This is a genomic window from Anaeromassilibacillus sp. An200, assembly GCF_002160025.1.
Lineage (GTDB): Bacteria > Bacillota > Clostridia > Oscillospirales > Acutalibacteraceae > Caccousia > Caccousia stercoris.
In genome coordinates, this window is record NZ_NFJU01000006.1 from 1 (window position 1) to 16,279 (window position 16,279).

10 protein-coding genes and 2 pseudogenes are annotated in these 16,279 nt (G+C 54.6%); 6 read left to right on the plus strand and 6 right to left on the minus strand.

Annotated elements, in window-relative coordinates; translation table 11 throughout:
* On the plus strand, positions 1-193 hold a 193-nt coding region (locus tag B5F35_RS04345), incomplete at its 5' end, for a DUF3879 family protein (protein ID WP_242969393.1).
* A 153-nt stretch (positions 194-346) separates the two neighbouring features.
* Here B5F35_RS04345 and B5F35_RS04350 read toward each other — a convergent pair.
* From B5F35_RS04350 to B5F35_RS04360, 3 genes and pseudogenes are all read right to left on the minus strand, one after another.
* Positions 347-475: pseudogene (locus B5F35_RS04350) on the minus strand (Maff2 family mobile element protein); the annotation flags it as partial.
* 215 nt (positions 476-690) lie between these two features.
* Positions 691-939: pseudogene (locus tag B5F35_RS04355) on the minus strand (VirD4-like conjugal transfer protein, CD1115 family); the annotation flags it as partial.
* Between the two features lie 145 nt (positions 940-1,084).
* Complete coding sequence (locus tag B5F35_RS04360) at positions 1,085-1,648, minus strand: TetR/AcrR family transcriptional regulator (RefSeq protein ID WP_087238438.1); 564 nt, start codon at positions 1,646-1,648, stop codon at positions 1,085-1,087.
* Between the two features lie 183 nt (positions 1,649-1,831).
* On the opposite strand from B5F35_RS04360, the gene B5F35_RS04365 reads away from it, so the two are divergent.
* Both B5F35_RS04365 and B5F35_RS04370 read left to right on the plus strand, forming a co-directional pair.
* Entirely contained in the window at positions 1,832-3,736 is a 1,905-nt protein-coding gene (locus tag B5F35_RS04365) for a heavy metal translocating P-type ATPase (protein ID WP_140401143.1), read from the plus strand.
* Between the two features lie 377 nt (positions 3,737-4,113).
* Positions 4,114-6,774 (plus strand): cation-translocating P-type ATPase, encoded by a 2,661-nt coding sequence (locus B5F35_RS04370; protein WP_087238441.1) that lies wholly within the window; start codon positions 4,114-4,116, stop codon positions 6,772-6,774.
* 127 nt (positions 6,775-6,901) lie between these two features.
* On the opposite strand, the gene B5F35_RS04375 is transcribed toward B5F35_RS04370, so the two are convergent.
* Positions 6,902-9,979, minus strand: coding sequence for an alpha-mannosidase (locus tag B5F35_RS04375; RefSeq protein ID WP_087238443.1), 3,078 nt, complete (start codon positions 9,977-9,979; stop codon positions 6,902-6,904).
* Between the two features lie 227 nt (positions 9,980-10,206).
* Between B5F35_RS04375 and B5F35_RS04380 the strand changes: the two genes are divergently transcribed.
* The gene (locus B5F35_RS04380; protein WP_087238445.1) at positions 10,207-10,662 is read left to right on the plus strand and encodes a hypothetical protein; all 456 of its coding nucleotides are present in this window, start codon (positions 10,207-10,209) and stop codon (positions 10,660-10,662) included.
* Positions 10,663-10,762: 100 nt separating this feature from the next.
* Complete coding sequence (locus B5F35_RS04385) at positions 10,763-11,542, plus strand: hypothetical protein (protein WP_140401144.1); 780 nt, start codon at positions 10,763-10,765, stop codon at positions 11,540-11,542.
* 3 nt (positions 11,543-11,545) lie between these two features.
* Here B5F35_RS04385 and B5F35_RS04390 read toward each other — a convergent pair whose 3' ends face one another.
* Positions 11,546-13,531, minus strand: coding sequence for an elongation factor G (locus B5F35_RS04390; RefSeq protein ID WP_087238449.1), 1,986 nt, complete (start codon positions 13,529-13,531; stop codon positions 11,546-11,548).
* A 348-nt stretch (positions 13,532-13,879) separates the two neighbouring features.
* On the opposite strand from B5F35_RS04390, the gene B5F35_RS04395 reads away from it, so the two are divergent.
* On the plus strand, positions 13,880-15,367 hold the full coding sequence (locus B5F35_RS04395) for a methyl-accepting chemotaxis protein (RefSeq protein WP_087238451.1): 1,488 nt from the start codon (positions 13,880-13,882) through the stop codon (positions 15,365-15,367).
* Here the strand turns inward: B5F35_RS04395 and B5F35_RS04400 are convergent.
* Positions 15,361-16,203, minus strand: a complete 843-nt coding sequence (locus B5F35_RS04400) for a patatin-like phospholipase family protein (protein WP_087238453.1) — start codon at positions 16,201-16,203, stop codon at positions 15,361-15,363. The genes B5F35_RS04395 and B5F35_RS04400 overlap by 7 nt on opposite strands.
* Between the last annotated feature and the right edge of the window lie 76 nt (positions 16,204-16,279).

The window sequence follows — 16,279 nt, forward strand, 5'->3', positions numbered from 1 at the left end:
GTCCTATTATAAGCAAGTCCCCGTCTCAGACCGCGCCAATGCTGGCTGGACATTGAATCAAATGCACAGGGATGAGGCCTATCGTCTCTATGATTTTGTCCGTTCCCGTATTCCCGGCTGGGAGATTGGTCAATGGTTTGATACCAGTATTTTGGAGGAATACAAGCAGGGGACTATGGATATAAAAGCATAAGTGCATTTGGAGGAAAATAAGCACGAATAGCGGCAGAAGGGAACGCCTTTCTGCCGCTATTTTTCTCAATATCATTTTCTGCAATTTTGCATTTTTACAGTTGCGGAAAAGTGGGTGACTGTCAAATTCTTATGTGCTACTTTACGGTACATGAGCATTCGCGCCGGGGTTGTCATTTCCGTAACCTTCCAGCAGGTTGATGACACCCCACACGCCGAGACCGGCGCCGAGGGCGATAACGAGGGTCTGAAGAACGGTGATAGCCTGGTTAAAAAATGCCATAAAGAATAGTTAGCCGGAATCATTTGAAAAGTTGGTTAGTCATGGTTCATAGGCATACAAAAGCCGGAACAATCTGCCGCTCAGTTTCCGGGCTGGCTGATTCCGGCCTTCCTCCTTTTTCATTATTTTGATAGAGATCGTCCGCTTTGTACGCCGATGGCCCCAGCGGGGCGGTTGTGGCGGATAGATAGGACCCCTCCTTTCACAGCGGAATATCAATTGTCGGCTGCGGCGTCGATCTCATACACGTCGCAGACCTGGTTGGGTTTGAGCTTCAGCCGGGCCTTGAGATAGCCTTCAATGTCAAAGGCGTTCTTTGGGTCGGCATCGGCGGTGAGCTTGTAATTGGGGTGCTGGGTGATGTCGTACTTGTCCGAGAGGAACGGTCGCACCCCGCGCAGCTGCAAGATGCACTTGCCGCCGTCCATGACGGCCAGCTCATCCTGGCTCATAAGTTCTTTGCCACAATGTCAAGTGATGAATTCAAAGAAGCCTCATTATTCCACAAAAAAAGGACGGAAGTGCCGTACAGGTATCTTCCATCCTCATGTCATACTCCCACCTCCACCTAAGTGTAGTGTAAGGAGTGGTAACTATTTTCACTTTATTCTAAAGAATCGGTTCAATCACAGCCCGAAAATAGCGGTCTAATTCCTCTGGTGTCTGCTTCATCCTTCCTTTGATCCACCAAAGCACCATCTCCACGAAACTGCCTGATATGTGGTTTACCAAAAAGTCATCCGGCAAATCTTTATTGGTGTGACGGTTTTGTATTACAAACTGAGATTGAATCAAATCGCTTAAGCTATCTTTGAAATAGCGAAGAAAAATCTCGCTGCTCTCGCAGGAGAGCAAGCCGAGGACATTATTGTCATTTTCCTGCAAGTGCTGAAGCAGATGACAGAAAATCGATTCCGGCGCACTGCCATCTGAGTATAGCCCGTGGGTATGGGTACAGTCTTTTGCGCTGGAAATAATGTGCCCGAATAGATTTTCACATAATGCCTTCAATAGTTCGTCTTTGGTTTCAAAATGGGCGTAGAAGGTGGTACGCCCTACATTTGCCCGGTCTATAATTTCCTGCACGGTAATGTGGCTGTAGCTTTGTTCTGCCAGGAGCGAACCAAACGCCTGAAATATAGCCGCCCGTGTTTTTTGCTGTCGCCTATCCATGTGCCTTCTCCTTTCCGTACAATTTTCCAAAAGTGTTCGGTAACGAATACTTAGCGTAAATTATCTATTGCCATCCGGTCACTTTCTCCATACAATAAAAGAGAACAAGATGTTCGCTATCAAATTCATTGTACGAAAGGAGTTGGCCTTTGTCAAGTGCCTTTCGTAAGAGGAGGATATTTTATGGCAACGACACTGAAGAAAATCAATGATTTTCTTGCTGGATTGCCCATGACCATTGTGGCCGGAGTTTTTCTGCTGCTGGACTTAGTCCCGCATTTGATGGAGGAATTTGGCGGAACGCCGGTACACTTGAGCTTTTTGCCCTTTGACCCCTCATGGGTAACCATCATTATCAGCGGCATCCCGCTGTTGTACCTGGCTATTTGGCGAATCATTTATAACCGAGGTATCGCAAAGATTTCTTCTGCCCTGCTCATCTGCATCGCCATGTTTGCGGCGCTGGCCATCGGGGAACTATTTGCGGCTGGCGAGGTTGCCTTTATTATGGCGCTGGGTGCATTGCTGGAAGATGCAACCACAAACCGGGCGAAAAAAGGCTTGAAAAAATTGATCAGCCTGGCTCCCACCCAGGGACGCCGTATTCGGGACGGGAAGGAAGAAATGATCCCTGCGGAGGACATTCGGAAAGGAGATGTGCTGCGGATTCTTGCCGGGGAAACCATTCCGGTAGACGGAAAAATCCTGACCGGGGAGACATCGGTAGACCAGTCCATTATGACTGGTGAATCCCTGCCCGTGGATAAAACAGTTGGGGACGAGGTGTTCTGCGGCACCATCAACCGCTTTGGAGCCATTGACATTACGGCAACTAAAGTGGGTGAGGACAGTTCCCTGCAAAAGTTGATCCGCATGGTGGAGGACGCAGAAAATAAGCAGGCTCCCATGCAGCGCATTGCTGACCGGGTGGCAAGCTGGCTGGTGCCGGTAGCTCTGCTGATTGCTATTCTGGCCTATGTGTTCACAGGGAACATCGTGACCGGCGTTACTGTGCTGGTGGTGTTTTGCCCCTGCGCTTTGGTGCTGGCAACCCCCACCGCCATTATGGCGGCCATCGGGCAGGCCACAAAACATGGCGTTATCATTAAGTCGGGGGAATCGTTGGAAAAAATGGGAAAGGTAGACACGATTGCTTTCGATAAGACCGGTACCCTTACTTATGGCCGGTTGGAAGTCAGCGATGTCATTTCCTTTGATTCCATGCTCACGGAAAAAGAACTGCTCACATTGACAGCGTCTGCCGAGGCGAAAAGCGAACATCCTCTTGGTAAGGCAATCGTGGCCAGAGCAAAAGAACAGAACCTGCCCTTAACGGAATCCGAGGATTTCAAGATGGCTGCCGGTAAGGGCATTTCCGCAAAAATCTCTGGCAGGAGCCTGCTCTGCGGCAATGAAAAGTACCTTCTGGAGCATGGCGTTACCATTGACGGACAGATTCACAGTACATTGGAAAAGCTCCGCACCGAAGGAAAAGCTTCCATTCTTGTAGCGGAAAACAACGCTTGCATCGGCGTGATCGCCCTGTCCGATGTGCTGCGCCCCGAAGCCAAAGACATGGTTTCCCGACTGACGGCCATGCGCACCAGTACCGTCCTGCTCACTGGTGACAACCGGAAAACCGCCGGCTATTTTGCAAAGCAGGTAGGCATTTCCGAAGTGCGGGCCGAACTGCTGCCGGAGGAAAAGGTACAGAACGTGGAAGCCCTGCGGGAAGCAGGCCGGAAAGTCTGTATGATCGGAGACGGTGTGAACGATGCCCCTGCCTTGAAAACCGCCGATGTTGGCGTGGCAATGGGCAGCATGGGCAGCGATATTGCGGTGGAAGCTGCCGATATTGCGCTGATGAGCGATGACATCTCGAAGATTCCTTATCTGAAACGACTTTCCAACGCTACAGTAAAGACCATTAAGTTCAGCATTACTCTGTCCATGTGCATCAACTTTGTGGCAATCGTGCTTTCCCTGTTGGAGCTGCTCACTCCGGTTACCGGTGCGCTGGTACACAATGCAGGTTCCTGCTTTGTGGTGCTGATCGCGGCGCTGTTGTACGACAGGAAATTTGAATAATTCTGGGGCATAGAACTCCGCCACAAAAGCGGGGATCCCTCTGTTTATTCTGCGGCTATAAACCGCTCTCTTTAGATGAAATGTATGCAATACGCCAAATCACATTTTACTTATTGACTTTTTACAACATCTCCTGTATACTATAAAATGACACGTTAAAGAAAGGAATTGGAACAATCGCAATGGACGACGCCGACAGTAGCGACGCTGACCGAAGTAACACTTATTGTAAACTGAATACGTTTTTATATATAGGCATAACCTGCGTCTAAGCATTTAGATAGCAGGCTATGCCTTTTTGCGTTTCTTTTTGCTGACCACCGCTGAAAGGCGGTCAGAATATAAATTTTATCAAAGAAAGGAGTGATTGATCCATCATGGATCGACACAGACAGACGCCTTGGCACGCACTGAAACTTACGGAGGTTTATGAGACTTTACATACCTCCGAGGAAGGATTAAGTGATGCCGAGGCTGCCGAAAGGCTGAAAAAACATGGGCGCAATGCATTGCGCTCGAAACCGCCCAAAACCATTCTTCAAATGCTGAAAGCGCAGATCATTGACCCGATGGTACTTATCCTCATCGGCGCAGCCGCTTTTTCCGCAATTTTGCAGGAATGGACGGAAGCGGCGGTAATCTTTGTTATTGTAATCGTCAACGCTGTCATTGGTATTGTGCAGGAAAAGAAAGCACAATCATCTTTGGAGGCTCTTCGCAACATGAGCGCCCCAACGGCCCGAGTTCTGCGCCAGGGGGAGGAGAGCGTAATTCCTGCCAGCGAGCTGGTAGTGGGTGACGTTGTGATGCTTGGCGATGGGGATATGGTTCCGGCGGACTTACGCTTGATAGATTCCGCCAATTTGAAAGTGCAGGAGGCTTCTTTGACCGGCGAATCCGTCCCTTCTGAAAAGGAAGCGGAAGATTTGCTGCCGGAAGACTGCCCCCTGGGCGACCGCAGTAATATGGCGTACACCTCAGCCATTGTAACATACGGACGGGCGACCGGCGTTGTAGTAGCCACCGGCATGGATACCGAGGTAGGTAATATCGCCGGTATGCTAGATAATCAGGACGATACGGATACGCCCTTAAAACGGAAACTGAATGCGGTTGGTAAGACTCTGACCATCGTTGGACTAATCGTCTGCGCCTTGATCTTCGCTATCGGTGCTTTTTATCAGCGTCCGCTGATTCCGCAGTTCCTGGTTGCGATTTCGCTGGCAATCTCCATCATCCCGGAAGGTCTGCCTGCCACAGCCACGATTGTAATGGCCCTGGGTGTGCAGCGTATGGCTAAGAAAAACGCACTGATTCGTAAATTGCCTGCGGTGGAAACCCTGGGCAGCGCCACCGTTATTTGTTCCGATAAAACCGGTACTCTTACACTCAATAAGATGACGGTAACACACATTGCGGTCAACGGAGATTTTGAAAACGGTACAACTACCCCGATTGAAAATGCTGCCAAACAGCATCCTGCGGTATATAAAGAATTGGTTTATGCAGCTGCTCTCTGCAATGACGCCAGTCTTGACCCGGATAGAAAGGGAGAAATCATCGGCGACCCCACAGAGGGTGCGCTGATCTATATGGCACAGGCGTTCGGAATCGACCACGAAGCCCTGGAGGATAAATATCCACGCCTTTTTGAGCAGCCTTTTGATTCTGAGCGTAAGAGGATGACCACTGTTCACCGCATCCATGAGAAGTGGGTTTCTTATACCAAGGGTGCGGTGGATGAAATGCTGCCTCTGTGCACCCACATTCTGACTTCAGAAGGTGTGCGGCCCATCACAGGAGCTGACAAAGAAAACATTACAAAACTTTGCCTATCCATGTCGGAGGACGCTTTGCGTGTGCTTGGCTTTGCCATGCGTACCCTCACGGAGCTGCCTACAGATGATGATGAGAATGTGGAATTTGACATGACTTTTGTGGGTGTGGCAGGAATGATCGACCCGCCTCGAAAAGAGGTGGCCGCCTCTGTGCGCACCTGTCAGCAGGCAGGCATCCGGACGATCATGATTACCGGCGACCACAAGGTGACAGCCCTTGCCATTGCGAAGGAATTGGATATTTACCGAGAAGGAAATACCGTCATATCCGGCGAGGAACTGGATACGATGACGGATGACGAATTGGACGCTGCTGTAAAAACAACAACAGTATTCGCCCGCGTATCCCCTGCAGATAAACTGCGTATTATCCAGAGTTTGAAGCGTACCGGTGAAGTGGCGGCCATGACTGGCGATGGTGTCAACGACTCCCCTGCTCTGAAAGCAGCAGACATCGGTGTTGCGATGGGTATCACCGGTACAGATGTGGCAAAGGATGCCGCCGACATGATCTTGCTGGATGACAGCTTTACCACCATTGCTTATGCCATCAAGGAAGGCCGTCGTGTCTACCGCAATATCCAGAAAGTAATCCAGTTCCTTTTGGTTGGTAATATCGCAGAAATTCTAACCTTGTTTGTTGCAACCCTATTTAACTGGGATGCGCCCCTTTTGGCCGTTCATATTTTGTGGGTAAACCTCGCCACGGCTACTTTGCCTGCTCTGGCGTTGGGTGTTGATCCGGCCAGCAAGAATATCATGAAGCATAAGCCGGTTAAATCGGGCACCCTGTTCGAAAAAGATCTGGTACGCCGGGTTATTACGCAAGGCATCTTTGTGGCGGCTATGACGACTTGTGCTTATTGGATTGGCGCAAACATGGGCAGCCATGTGACCGGTCAGACAATGGCGTTCTGTGTGCTGGCCTTCTCGCAGATGCTTCGCGCTTTTAATCAGCGCTCCAATACGGAGCCTATCTGGGTGCGGGCAGAGGGAATCAATCCCTGGCTGATACTTTCTTTTATCGCCTCTGCAATCCTGATGGCGTGCATCCTGTTTGTCCCTGCACTGCAAAGTGCGTTCCAGTTGACCTTGTTGGATGGCACACAGTGGCTGATCGTCATTGGGTTGTCCTTGATGTCGATCCTTCAAGTAGAAATCATAAAATTTGTGAAACGAATTTATACAAAGACACGTTAAAATATTCAGCAGTACCAGTGTTGACTGTTTTTCCTGCTTTGGCAAAACAATAGCCCTCCCCGCCGCGCAGGGGCTTTTTCGCGCGGGCAGCCAAAAAAGAGATTTGTTATTCGGCTGTCCGGAGGTCTTACAGGGTGAATTTGATCGTCTTGATCTCAAACGGGCGCAGTGTCAGGCGCAGTTTTTTCTCGCTGTGCGCTTCGCCGTCGAGCCGTTCGAGCAGATTGCATTCGCACCAGCTCTTGAAGGGGAAGGCGGTGGGGATGGTGACGCTGGTGTGGCGGCCTTCCTTCTCGTGCAGGCGCAGGATCAGGGCCTTGCCGTCCTCCGCGGGCTTCACGGCGTCGAAGGTGACGCCGGGCAGATCCGCCGGGAAGAGAGCGGGAAGCTCCGCCGCGCCGGAGAATACGATCGGGGGATCGTTGATCTCCCAGCTTTCGCGGTCGACGTTGGCCTCATACCATTCGCCCGTGTGCAGATAGAGCGAGTAGGTGAATTCCTGCGTCCCCGCGTCGGCGGTGTAGTCGGGGGAGTTCGAGCTCTTGAGCAGCGTCAGGCGCAGGGTGCCGTCGTGCACATCATAGCCGTATTTGCTGTCGTTGAGCAGGGCCGCGCCGTAGCCGGATTCCGAGAGATCGGCCCACTTGTGGCCCACGGACTCGAACTTCGCGTATTCCCAGCTGGTGTTCTTCGTGGTTGGGCGCTCCATGCTGCCGAACTGGATGTCGAACCGGGCGCGGCCGCTGTGCAGGATGGTCGGGAAGGCCACCTTCATGACCGTCTCGCGCTCGTTCCACTCCACCCGTGTGGCAAAGTCGATCCGTGTGCGGTGCGGGTAGACGGTGAGGCGCTGGACGAGCGTGGATTTGCGGAACGTGAAGCGGAATTCCGCCACGGCGCGCACGGCGCTGTTCTCCACGATCGAGACACGGCTGGGGGCGGGCAGCTCCCAGGGCTTTCTCTGGTGGGAATATTCCAGCTCCCATGCATCGTACTCGCGGGGGCGGTCCTCATAGAGCGTCAGCGCGTTGGCCTCGGCGCCCTCGGGGACAAGCTCGCGGTTTGCCTTTTTGTCGTAGATGCTCACGAGGCGGCCCGCCTTGTTCCACAGCAGACGCAGAGCGTCCGTCTCCAGCCCGTGGGCCAGCACCGCGGCGCAGCCGGGAGCGGCGGGGGCGGGGCCTTCTTTGAGCACAAGCTTCTGCGTGCTGCCGGCTGGCAGGCGCAGGGAAACGGCGTTTCCGCTCTGCGGCGGGATCGTGCCGTCCGGCAGCTCCGCATGGCGGCTTCCCATCTCACACGGCAGCTCCACAACGCTCTCGCGCTGCCAGTTTGCGTTGTTCCAGACCGTCACGGCGTTTTCGTCCCCGTCTGCGGCGGCTGCCGTCTCCAGCACCTCGCGGGCGAGGGCTTCCGCCTGGCCGTAGAGCACATGGCTGTCCTCGTAGACTTCGCGGATGGAGGAGCCGGGGATGATGTCGTGGAATTGCAGGCAAAGCACGGTTTTCCATGCTTCGGCCAGCTTTTCGCGCAGGGCGGACACCTCCTCGCCGCGCAGCATCGCGCGGGAAACGGCCTCCTCAGCGCTGCGCAGAAGGAACTCCATGCGGCGGTTCATCTTTTTGTTGTATGCCTGGGAGGTATACGTGCCGCGGTGAAATTCCAGATACAGCTCGCCGTCCCAGACGGGGATATAGGCGTGGCGTCGGTTTTCCTCCACGGTGCGGTGCAGGTGCACGCAGAAATTGTCCACGCGCTCCTGGCGGACCTCCGGCATTCCCGGGATCCGGCCTATACGGCGTGCGTGCTCGATCATGTCGCGGTTCGGTCCGCCGCCGCCGTCGCCGTAGCCGTAGGAGACGAGCAGCTCCGTGTTCAGCTCCTTGTTGTGGTAAGCGTTCCACACACCCTTGATCGCCACGGCGTCCGTCAGGCCGTTGTAGGTGTACATGCGCTCGCCGGGGGACGACGTGGTGATGAAGTGCGTCAGCACCGAGGTGCCGTCGATGCCGCGCCACTCAAAGGTGTCGTAGGGCAGGACGTTCTGGTCGTTCCAGCTGATTTTCGTTGTGATGAAGGTGTCGATCTCGCTCTGCTTCAAAATCTGCGGCAGAGCGGCGGAGTAGCCGAACACGTCCGGCAGCCAGAGGAAGGTGCTCTTGTTGCCGAACTCGCTCTCAAAGAAGCGCGTGCCGTAGAGCAGCTGGCGCACGAGTGATTCACCGGAAGGCAGGTTGCAGTCCGCTTCCACCCACATGCCGCCCGCCGGTTCCCAGCGGCCCTGCGCGGCGCGTCGGCGGATCTGCTCGAAGATCTCCGGATAGTCGTGCTTGATGAAATCGTACTGCTGCGGCTGCGTGTGCAGGAAGATGTATTCCGGGTATTCCGTCATCAGGCGGTTGACCGTGGAGAACGAACGCGCGCATTTTTCATGCGTGTGGCACAGACGCCACAGCCACGCCGTGTCAATGTGCGTGTGCCCCACCACGTCCACGATGACCTTCTTTTCCTCCTGCGGAAGCTCCGATTCGAGGAAGGAGACGGCGCGGGCCGCGGACGCGAAGAAATCCTCCGAGCCGAGATCGGACGTGTCGACCAGATCCCATGCCTTGGCGGCAAGGTTCAAGACGCGCTGCTTTTCCGGATCGTTTTCGTCGAGCATCCGGTGTGCGCCGAGCAGGCAGGTCAGCCAGTAGTAAAGGCTGTCCGCGCCCTCGTCGAGGATGGCAAGCTCAGCCATCTGGAATTTGTGGTCGTTCGGGTGCGGTTTGCCGCCGCCCACAAGGCCGGACCACAGACGGAACTGCAAATGCAGCTCCTGCCCGGGGCGGGTGTGCAGCGGCACATCCTGATGGTTCTGGTCGACGCCCTGGTACGGGTGGCCGTCCACATACAAAAGGCTCTCAAAGCCGCTGTTGTTGCCGCCGCCCGTGGTGCCGAAGTCGAAGCGTCCCCACAGGCTTCCGGTGAAATCCTGCGGCACCTCCACTGTGGCGTCCAGCCACAGGTAACGGTCGTAGCCGCTCCAGATCTCCCCCGGATGAAACTCCTGCGGGCCGAACGAGGCAGGCGGCGCGGCGCCCAGATCGCCGTTGTCCTCCGCCGTGAAAAAGGCGGGGATAGGAGCGTGCTTTTTCCAGCGTTCCTCGCGCAGGCGCGAGGCGGCGCGGCTCAGGCGCTCGTAGTCATACGAATAAAATGGCATAAGGCAAAACTCCTCCTTTGCGGCTGCCCTCTATCGTTTGGCAGTCCGTATTTCCCATGATAGCGAATTTTTTTAAATTTTCAATAGGGCTTGTTTGAAAATAAAGAAAATTCCAATTTTTTTCTCAGAGCGGGAGGCTTTCCGGAATAAAATGGATTTCGCTTTGGTCTTGTGTTATATTTACTGTAAGAAACAATGCAAAACTGGGATTTGCGGGGGGAATATTTGTGTCGAGAATATGTGCTGAGGAATGTGCGTTCAGGGATGTGGAATGGTATGGGGTTGACAGGCAGGGCAACATTGCTGTGTTTTGCAGTGGGGGAGTGGGAAACCTGCCGGAGTTCATTTGTGAAAGCGAAGAAAGAGCGGATAAACTTGTGGAATATTTTGACAAGATTCCCAAAAGCACAAATAGCATATTAATGTTTCCTAAAACAGAAATTGGGCGCGCAGAACAAACCGCGAAAAACTTTTCTGACAGAGGGTTGTATTATTTTGACTCGGATGATGGTGCAGAATTGGAAACTGCCGCACTGCACCCATATTACACAAAGCACTCTTATCCTGAAAATCCGCTGAAATACGATCGGCTGCCAGAGCATGTGAAAGAAATTCTAAAATACAATTTTTTGGAAACAGAAGATTTTTCACTTACAGACACGATACCGATCAAACAGGGCTGACCGTCGCTGTTCCGTATGATCATGAAGAAAAGCAGATAGAAATTGAAATTGGAACATGATAGAATAGGATAAAATAGACAGGATAATCGTCAGGAGGCAGATGAGCATGAGCTTTCAGTATGATTTCACCGTAACGGAACTATTGGAAAAAATGGGTTATACCAAAGGCGACGATAAGATTTTAAATGACCAGCAAAAAGACATCGTTCTTCCTGCTGTGCTCCATGATTTTTTGTCTGTCGCAATCCATACGGACTTGTTTTCCACATCGGATGTGTGGGTGCGAAAAAGAGAACTCATCCGATCTCTTTATGACGATATAGAAGAAAACATCGAAGATGAAAAAGAGTATTGGGAAAAAGACAAAAAAGCCGCCAGGAAAAGTGAGTATTACCGGTTTTATAAACTTCCCAAAGAACAGTGGAAGGACATTGTCCCGAACTACTTGCTCATCGGCAGTGATTTTTCGATGGGAGTCATAGAATTCGGCATTTGCGTTACGGATTTGGATCAGGATGACCCGCCTGTATCTATGCACCATGAGAATGATTCGATTCGTAAATGGAGGCCGTATACAAACAGTGTATCGGAATTTCTTATGCTGGTTTTTTGCGACGCTTTGTCGTGCGACATGTATGACACGGTCATGGATGTCTTGGAGAAGGACGGATGGGATAACAAGCTGCTTTCTAAAGATGAAATCAATCGTTATGCAATCGATTTGAATTCCGTGAAAAAATACCCATCCTTTTATGATGGAAACGCTTTATTGGGCTGTGCCTATGAGGAAGACAGCCATACGCTTTTATTGATCAAATGGAATGAAACCACGGGGGAAATCATCAGCGGTGTCGCATACAGCAAAGACAACATTTCATAATTTTTATTTCCACTCGCAGTGCATGTGTGATTCCGCCTCCTGCCACGGTACATAATACCCCGCGCCGTGGGAGCAGAACACCGATCCGGCGGGGTTTTCCGTGTCGGCCTCCGGCTGGTAGCCGCGCATGGCGATGACCTCCGCTTCGTTGTGGCATGGCTCATAGCCGTCAAAGCGGATCGACACCGAGCCGCGCCCGCGTGTGAAGGCGGTCAGCTCCCGCTGGTAGTTGAGGAAGGTCGAGACGGGCGCGCGGCCCTCGATGACCGCCGTTTCCCCCTCCAGCGAGGGGGGAGAGAAGGTGCCGTACAGCCGCTGTACATCGGACATCACACGGCCGGCGTACTCCTGCGGCACGGCGGCGGAGAAGGCGCACCACGGCTCGAGCACGCGGTTTTTGGCGTGCATCAGCCCCTCACGGATGGCGCGGTAGACCGCTTCGCGGAAGTCCCCTCCCTCGGTGTGCTTGAGATGGGCGCGGCCGATGAGCAGCGTCACCTTCACATCCGTGAGCGGCGCGCCGAGCAGCACACCCTTGTGCTCCTTCTCAAAGACGTGCGTGCGGATCAGGTTCTGCCAGCTTCTCTCGAGGACGTCCAGCGGGCAGCGGCTCTCGAAGGTGATCCCGCTGCCGCGCGGGCCGGGGGAGAGCAGGAAGTGCACCTCCGCATAGTGGCGCAGCGGCTCAAAATGGCCGCAGGCGTGCACCGTGTCCTCGATCGTCTCGCGGTAGAGCACCTCGCAGTCCCCGAACGTGACGGAGAAGCCGAACCGTGTTTCCATCAGCTCCCGCAGGATTTCCAGCTGCACCTCGCCCATCACATGCACGCGCAGCTCCCGCAGAGGCTCGTTCCACTCCACGCAGAGAGCGGGTTCCTCGTCCTCGAGCGTGCGGAAAGCGGCAAGGACAGCGCGCAGGTCATACGATTCGTCCCACTGGGCGCGGGAGAGCAGCACAGGCGTGAGCTCGCGGGGCCCGGCGGGCGGCTGATCCCCCACGCTGTCCCCGGCGCGCACCGAGGAAAGGCCCGCGGCACAGCACAGCTCCCCGGCGCGGGCCGACTCGATCGGCGTGAGCCGTCCGCCCCGGCAGCGCAGAAGCTCCGTCACCTTCTCGCGCGTCTGTGTCCCGTCCGCTGCGCGGCAGAGAACCTCGTCGCGGCAGCGCAGTGTTCCGGAGGTGACTTTCAGCCAGACCAGACGGCTTGCCCCGCGCCGCACCTGGTACGCCATTGCCCCGAATGGCGCGTCCTCCTTCTCCTGCCAGTGCGTTTCTGTCAGAAGCTCCATGCCGTCGAGGAATTCCCGCACCCCCTCGCCGCGCAGGGCGGAGCCGGAAAAGCATGGGAACAGCCTGCGTTCCCGCACCAGCCGCCGCAGCTCCGGAATCCACTCGTCCGGCGCAATGGTTCCGTCAAAATAGCGGGAGAGGAGATCGTCGTCGAGCGGGGCCAGTTCCTCCGCGAGCGTATCGTCCACCTCCCCGGAAAAGCCATCGAGCAGAACGGCGGCGGGGCTGCATTTGCGGCGCAGCTCGGAGAGGGTGCGCCCGGCGTCCGCGCCGGGGCGGTCGATCTTGTTGAGAAACAGCAGCACCGGTACGCCGTAGTGCGAAAGCAGCCGCCAGAGCGTTTCCGTGTGGCCCTGCACGCCCTCCGCACAGCTGACCACCAGAATGGCAAAATCAAGCGCCGGGAGCACGCGCTCCATCTCGGCGGAAAAATCCGTGTGGCCGGGTGTGTCGAGCAGATAATAGACCGAATTCCCCCAGCGGAAATCCGCCTGCCCGGAAAAGACGGTGATTCCCCGCTCCCGCTCGATCGGCTCCGTGTCGAGGAAGGCGTCCCCGTGATCGACGCGCCCGCGCTCGCGCAGAGCGCCGCCAAGATAGAGAAGCTGCTCGGAGAGCGTCGTTTTCCCCGCGTCGACATGGGCCAGGATACCGACGCAGATTCTTTTTTCCGTCTCCCGTCCTTCTTTGTCCGCCATAAAACATCCTCCATTTCCAGGGCTTGCTGCAAAGCAGAAAAAATCCGTCCTTTTCGCATCCGGCCCTCACAAAACATATTGTCAGTATATCATGGGAGTTTTGCCTCGTCGAGACATGTTTTTAGACGAAATGATATTCCTCTTTTTTCGGCAGATAAATTCCTTGACAGAGGAAATTCGTGGAGATATACTCAAGTTAGATTGGAAAAAATCCTGGCATTAATAGAAAAAGGAAGAAAGCGGTGAAGGTGCGCTTGCATATCCCAGCGGGATGGGCCAGGCGTGCCTTTTGTTGTGTGCTGCGGATTGAATTCCCATTCTATTTCGTTTCAAAAGGGAGGCATACCTGTGCTTTTGTTTGGAGATAAGCAAATCGTTGATGCTCTGCGGGAAATTTCCTTTGATGTTTTTACGGATCCGCAGGAGATTCCCTCCGGTCTGAATCTGCCGGCGTCCAGTGCCATGCAAAACCAGATGAACCGGGTGCTGGGGTTGTATTATAACCGTATCCTGTGGGAAAGCAATAATGTCCACCTGGTCAATGAGACCATTTCCTCCGGGCTGTGGAATATGGATATCGGGCAGGGCAATCAGGTGGTGGCCGCTTATTGGTCAGACGATTTTCGCCACATGATTGGATACAACAGTGTGGAGGATTTCCCCAATAGGCTGGAGTCCTGGTCCAATCTGCTGCATCCGGAGGACAAGGACCGCACGCTGAACCTGTTTGTGCAGACGCTTGAGGATCGCTCCGGCAAAACCAAATATGATCTTGAATACCGGCTGAAAACAAAGAACCGGGGATACCGGTGGTATCGCGCGGCGGGAAATGTGAAGCGGAACCAGCAGGGGCAGGCGATCCAGTTTATCGGCATCTTTGTGGACGTCAACGAGGAACATGAGGGAAAGGAAGCGCTCGATCGGGTCCTCAAGCGCTATTCCGCCATTGACAATGTCACCATACAGGGATCCTTTTATATCAGGCTGCAAAAGCACAGTCTGGAGGATCCCAAAAATGAAGTCTGGTTTTCAGAGCCCTTCCGCAAGCAGCTGGGCTTTGAGGGGGAGACGGAGTTCCCGAATCAGATCCATTCCTGGCTGAACCGCATCCATCCGGAGGATCTTCCCGCGTTTCTCAGCGTGATAAATGACGGCATTGCCCAGCAGAATGGCACGGTGGACACCAAGTATCGGATCCAGCACCGAAACGGGAACTATCTGTGGATGCATGCCGTGATTGGTGTGGACAGGGAGGAAAACAGCGGCAGGCTGTTGATGGCGGGAGTGATCAACGATGTGACTGAGCTTTATCACACCCGTGAGCTGGTGGAGCAGAATATGAACGATCACGTCCGTTCCCTGAGCGAATGTTTGGAGAAAATCAACCAAACCATTGCGGAAAATACAGAAGCGATGCAGCTTGTGATGAAGCGCCAGGAGGAGCTGGCCCAGATTCTCAAGGACTCGCAGAATCAGATGGAGCGCACTTCCCAGGCTGTCAGCGCCATTCAGAATATTTCCCGGCAAACCAACCTTCTGTCGCTGAACGCTTCGGTGGAGGCTGCGCGGGCAGGCGCCGCGGGAAAAGGCTTCGCCGTGGTGGCGGAGGAGGTGCGGAGCCTCGCGCAGAACAGCGACGATGTTTCCAAGGAAATTTCCGGCGATCTGGGCCAGATGAAGGAATATGTGGAAAATGTGGCCCAGCAGTTTGGAATGCTCAACGAGGAGATCTCCAATCAGGATAAAAAGATGTCGTCCATTCAGCAGATGGTCACGGAAATTGACACAACGGTGAGCGGTGTCAAGGATGTCATGAATATGCTGCTGAATCAGTAATTGCGCAGAAATCCGCTGCCGAGCAGCGCGCGTCCCGCTTCCAGGCCCTCCTGATACAGAGCGAGGAGCTTGTCCCGGTCGCGCTCGATGCGGCGCACCTGCGGCGGGGTGGCCGGGGCAATCACAGCGGCTGTCCCGCCGCATTCCAGTCCGGCAAGAAAGTCGAGCGTATCGTTATAGATCCGGTGCCGTGTGTCGAGCGCGCGGATCATCGCGGGATACCGGCGGAACGCGCTGCGGTAGACGGCGCGGAAGGACTGCGCAGGCTTGCGGTAGCCGCGCTCCCGCGTGAGCACCACCACAACGCGGTCACAGCCGTCTGCGAGCGCCCGGCGCACGGGGATCGGGTCGGCGGTGCCGCCGTCGAGCAGGAGCCGTCCCCGGTACGCGACGGGCTGAGAGAGCAGGGGCAGGGAGGTTGTGGCGCGCAGCGCCTCGAGATCGTCCCCGATCTCCTCCTTGCCAAAATAGACCGTCTCGCCCGTGCGGATATCAATCGCGCCTGTCCAAAATTCACAGAGGTTCTCCTGAAACGCCTGATAGTCGAACGGATCCAGATGCTGCGGGATCTCGTGAAAAATAAAATCCATGCCGAACAGAGAACGGTGCAGCAGCAGGCTGCGAAGCCCCATGTAGCGCGGGTCGTGCAGATAGTCCGTGTTGGTGCGCAGGCCGCGCTCCCTTTGTCCGGACACATACGACACACCGTTTGCCGCTCCCGCCGAGACACCGATCACATAATCCGCGTGAAAATTTCCGTCGAGGAATGCATCGAGCACGCCGGCGGTGAATACGCCGCGCAGGCCGCCTCCCTCAAGCACAAGCCCTGTTTTCATGGGCTGTCCCTCCTTTTGCAGGCAATCTGCTCTCATTGTAAGACCGGGCGGCGGCGCTTGTCAAACGGAAACCGCT

What these genes read in the sequence shown, in the direction of transcription:
- B5F35_RS04360 (WP_087238438.1), bottom strand. Translation starts at nt 1,648, where the DNA reads ATGGATAGGCGACAGCAAAAAACACGGGCGGCTATATTTCAGGCGTTT.
- B5F35_RS04365 (WP_140401143.1), top strand. Translation starts at nt 1,832, where the DNA reads ATGGCAACGACACTGAAGAAAATCAATGATTTTCTTGCTGGATTGCCC.
- B5F35_RS04370 (WP_087238441.1), top strand. Translation starts at nt 4,114, where the DNA reads ATGGATCGACACAGACAGACGCCTTGGCACGCACTGAAACTTACGGAG.
- B5F35_RS04375 (WP_087238443.1), bottom strand. Translation starts at nt 9,979, where the DNA reads ATGCCATTTTATTCGTATGACTACGAGCGCCTGAGCCGCGCCGCCTCG.
- B5F35_RS04385 (WP_140401144.1), top strand. Translation starts at nt 10,763, where the DNA reads ATGAGCATGAGCTTTCAGTATGATTTCACCGTAACGGAACTATTGGAA.
- B5F35_RS04390 (WP_087238449.1), bottom strand. Translation starts at nt 13,531, where the DNA reads ATGGCGGACAAAGAAGGACGGGAGACGGAAAAAAGAATCTGCGTCGGT.
- B5F35_RS04400 (WP_087238453.1), bottom strand. Translation starts at nt 16,203, where the DNA reads ATGAAAACAGGGCTTGTGCTTGAGGGAGGCGGCCTGCGCGGCGTATTC.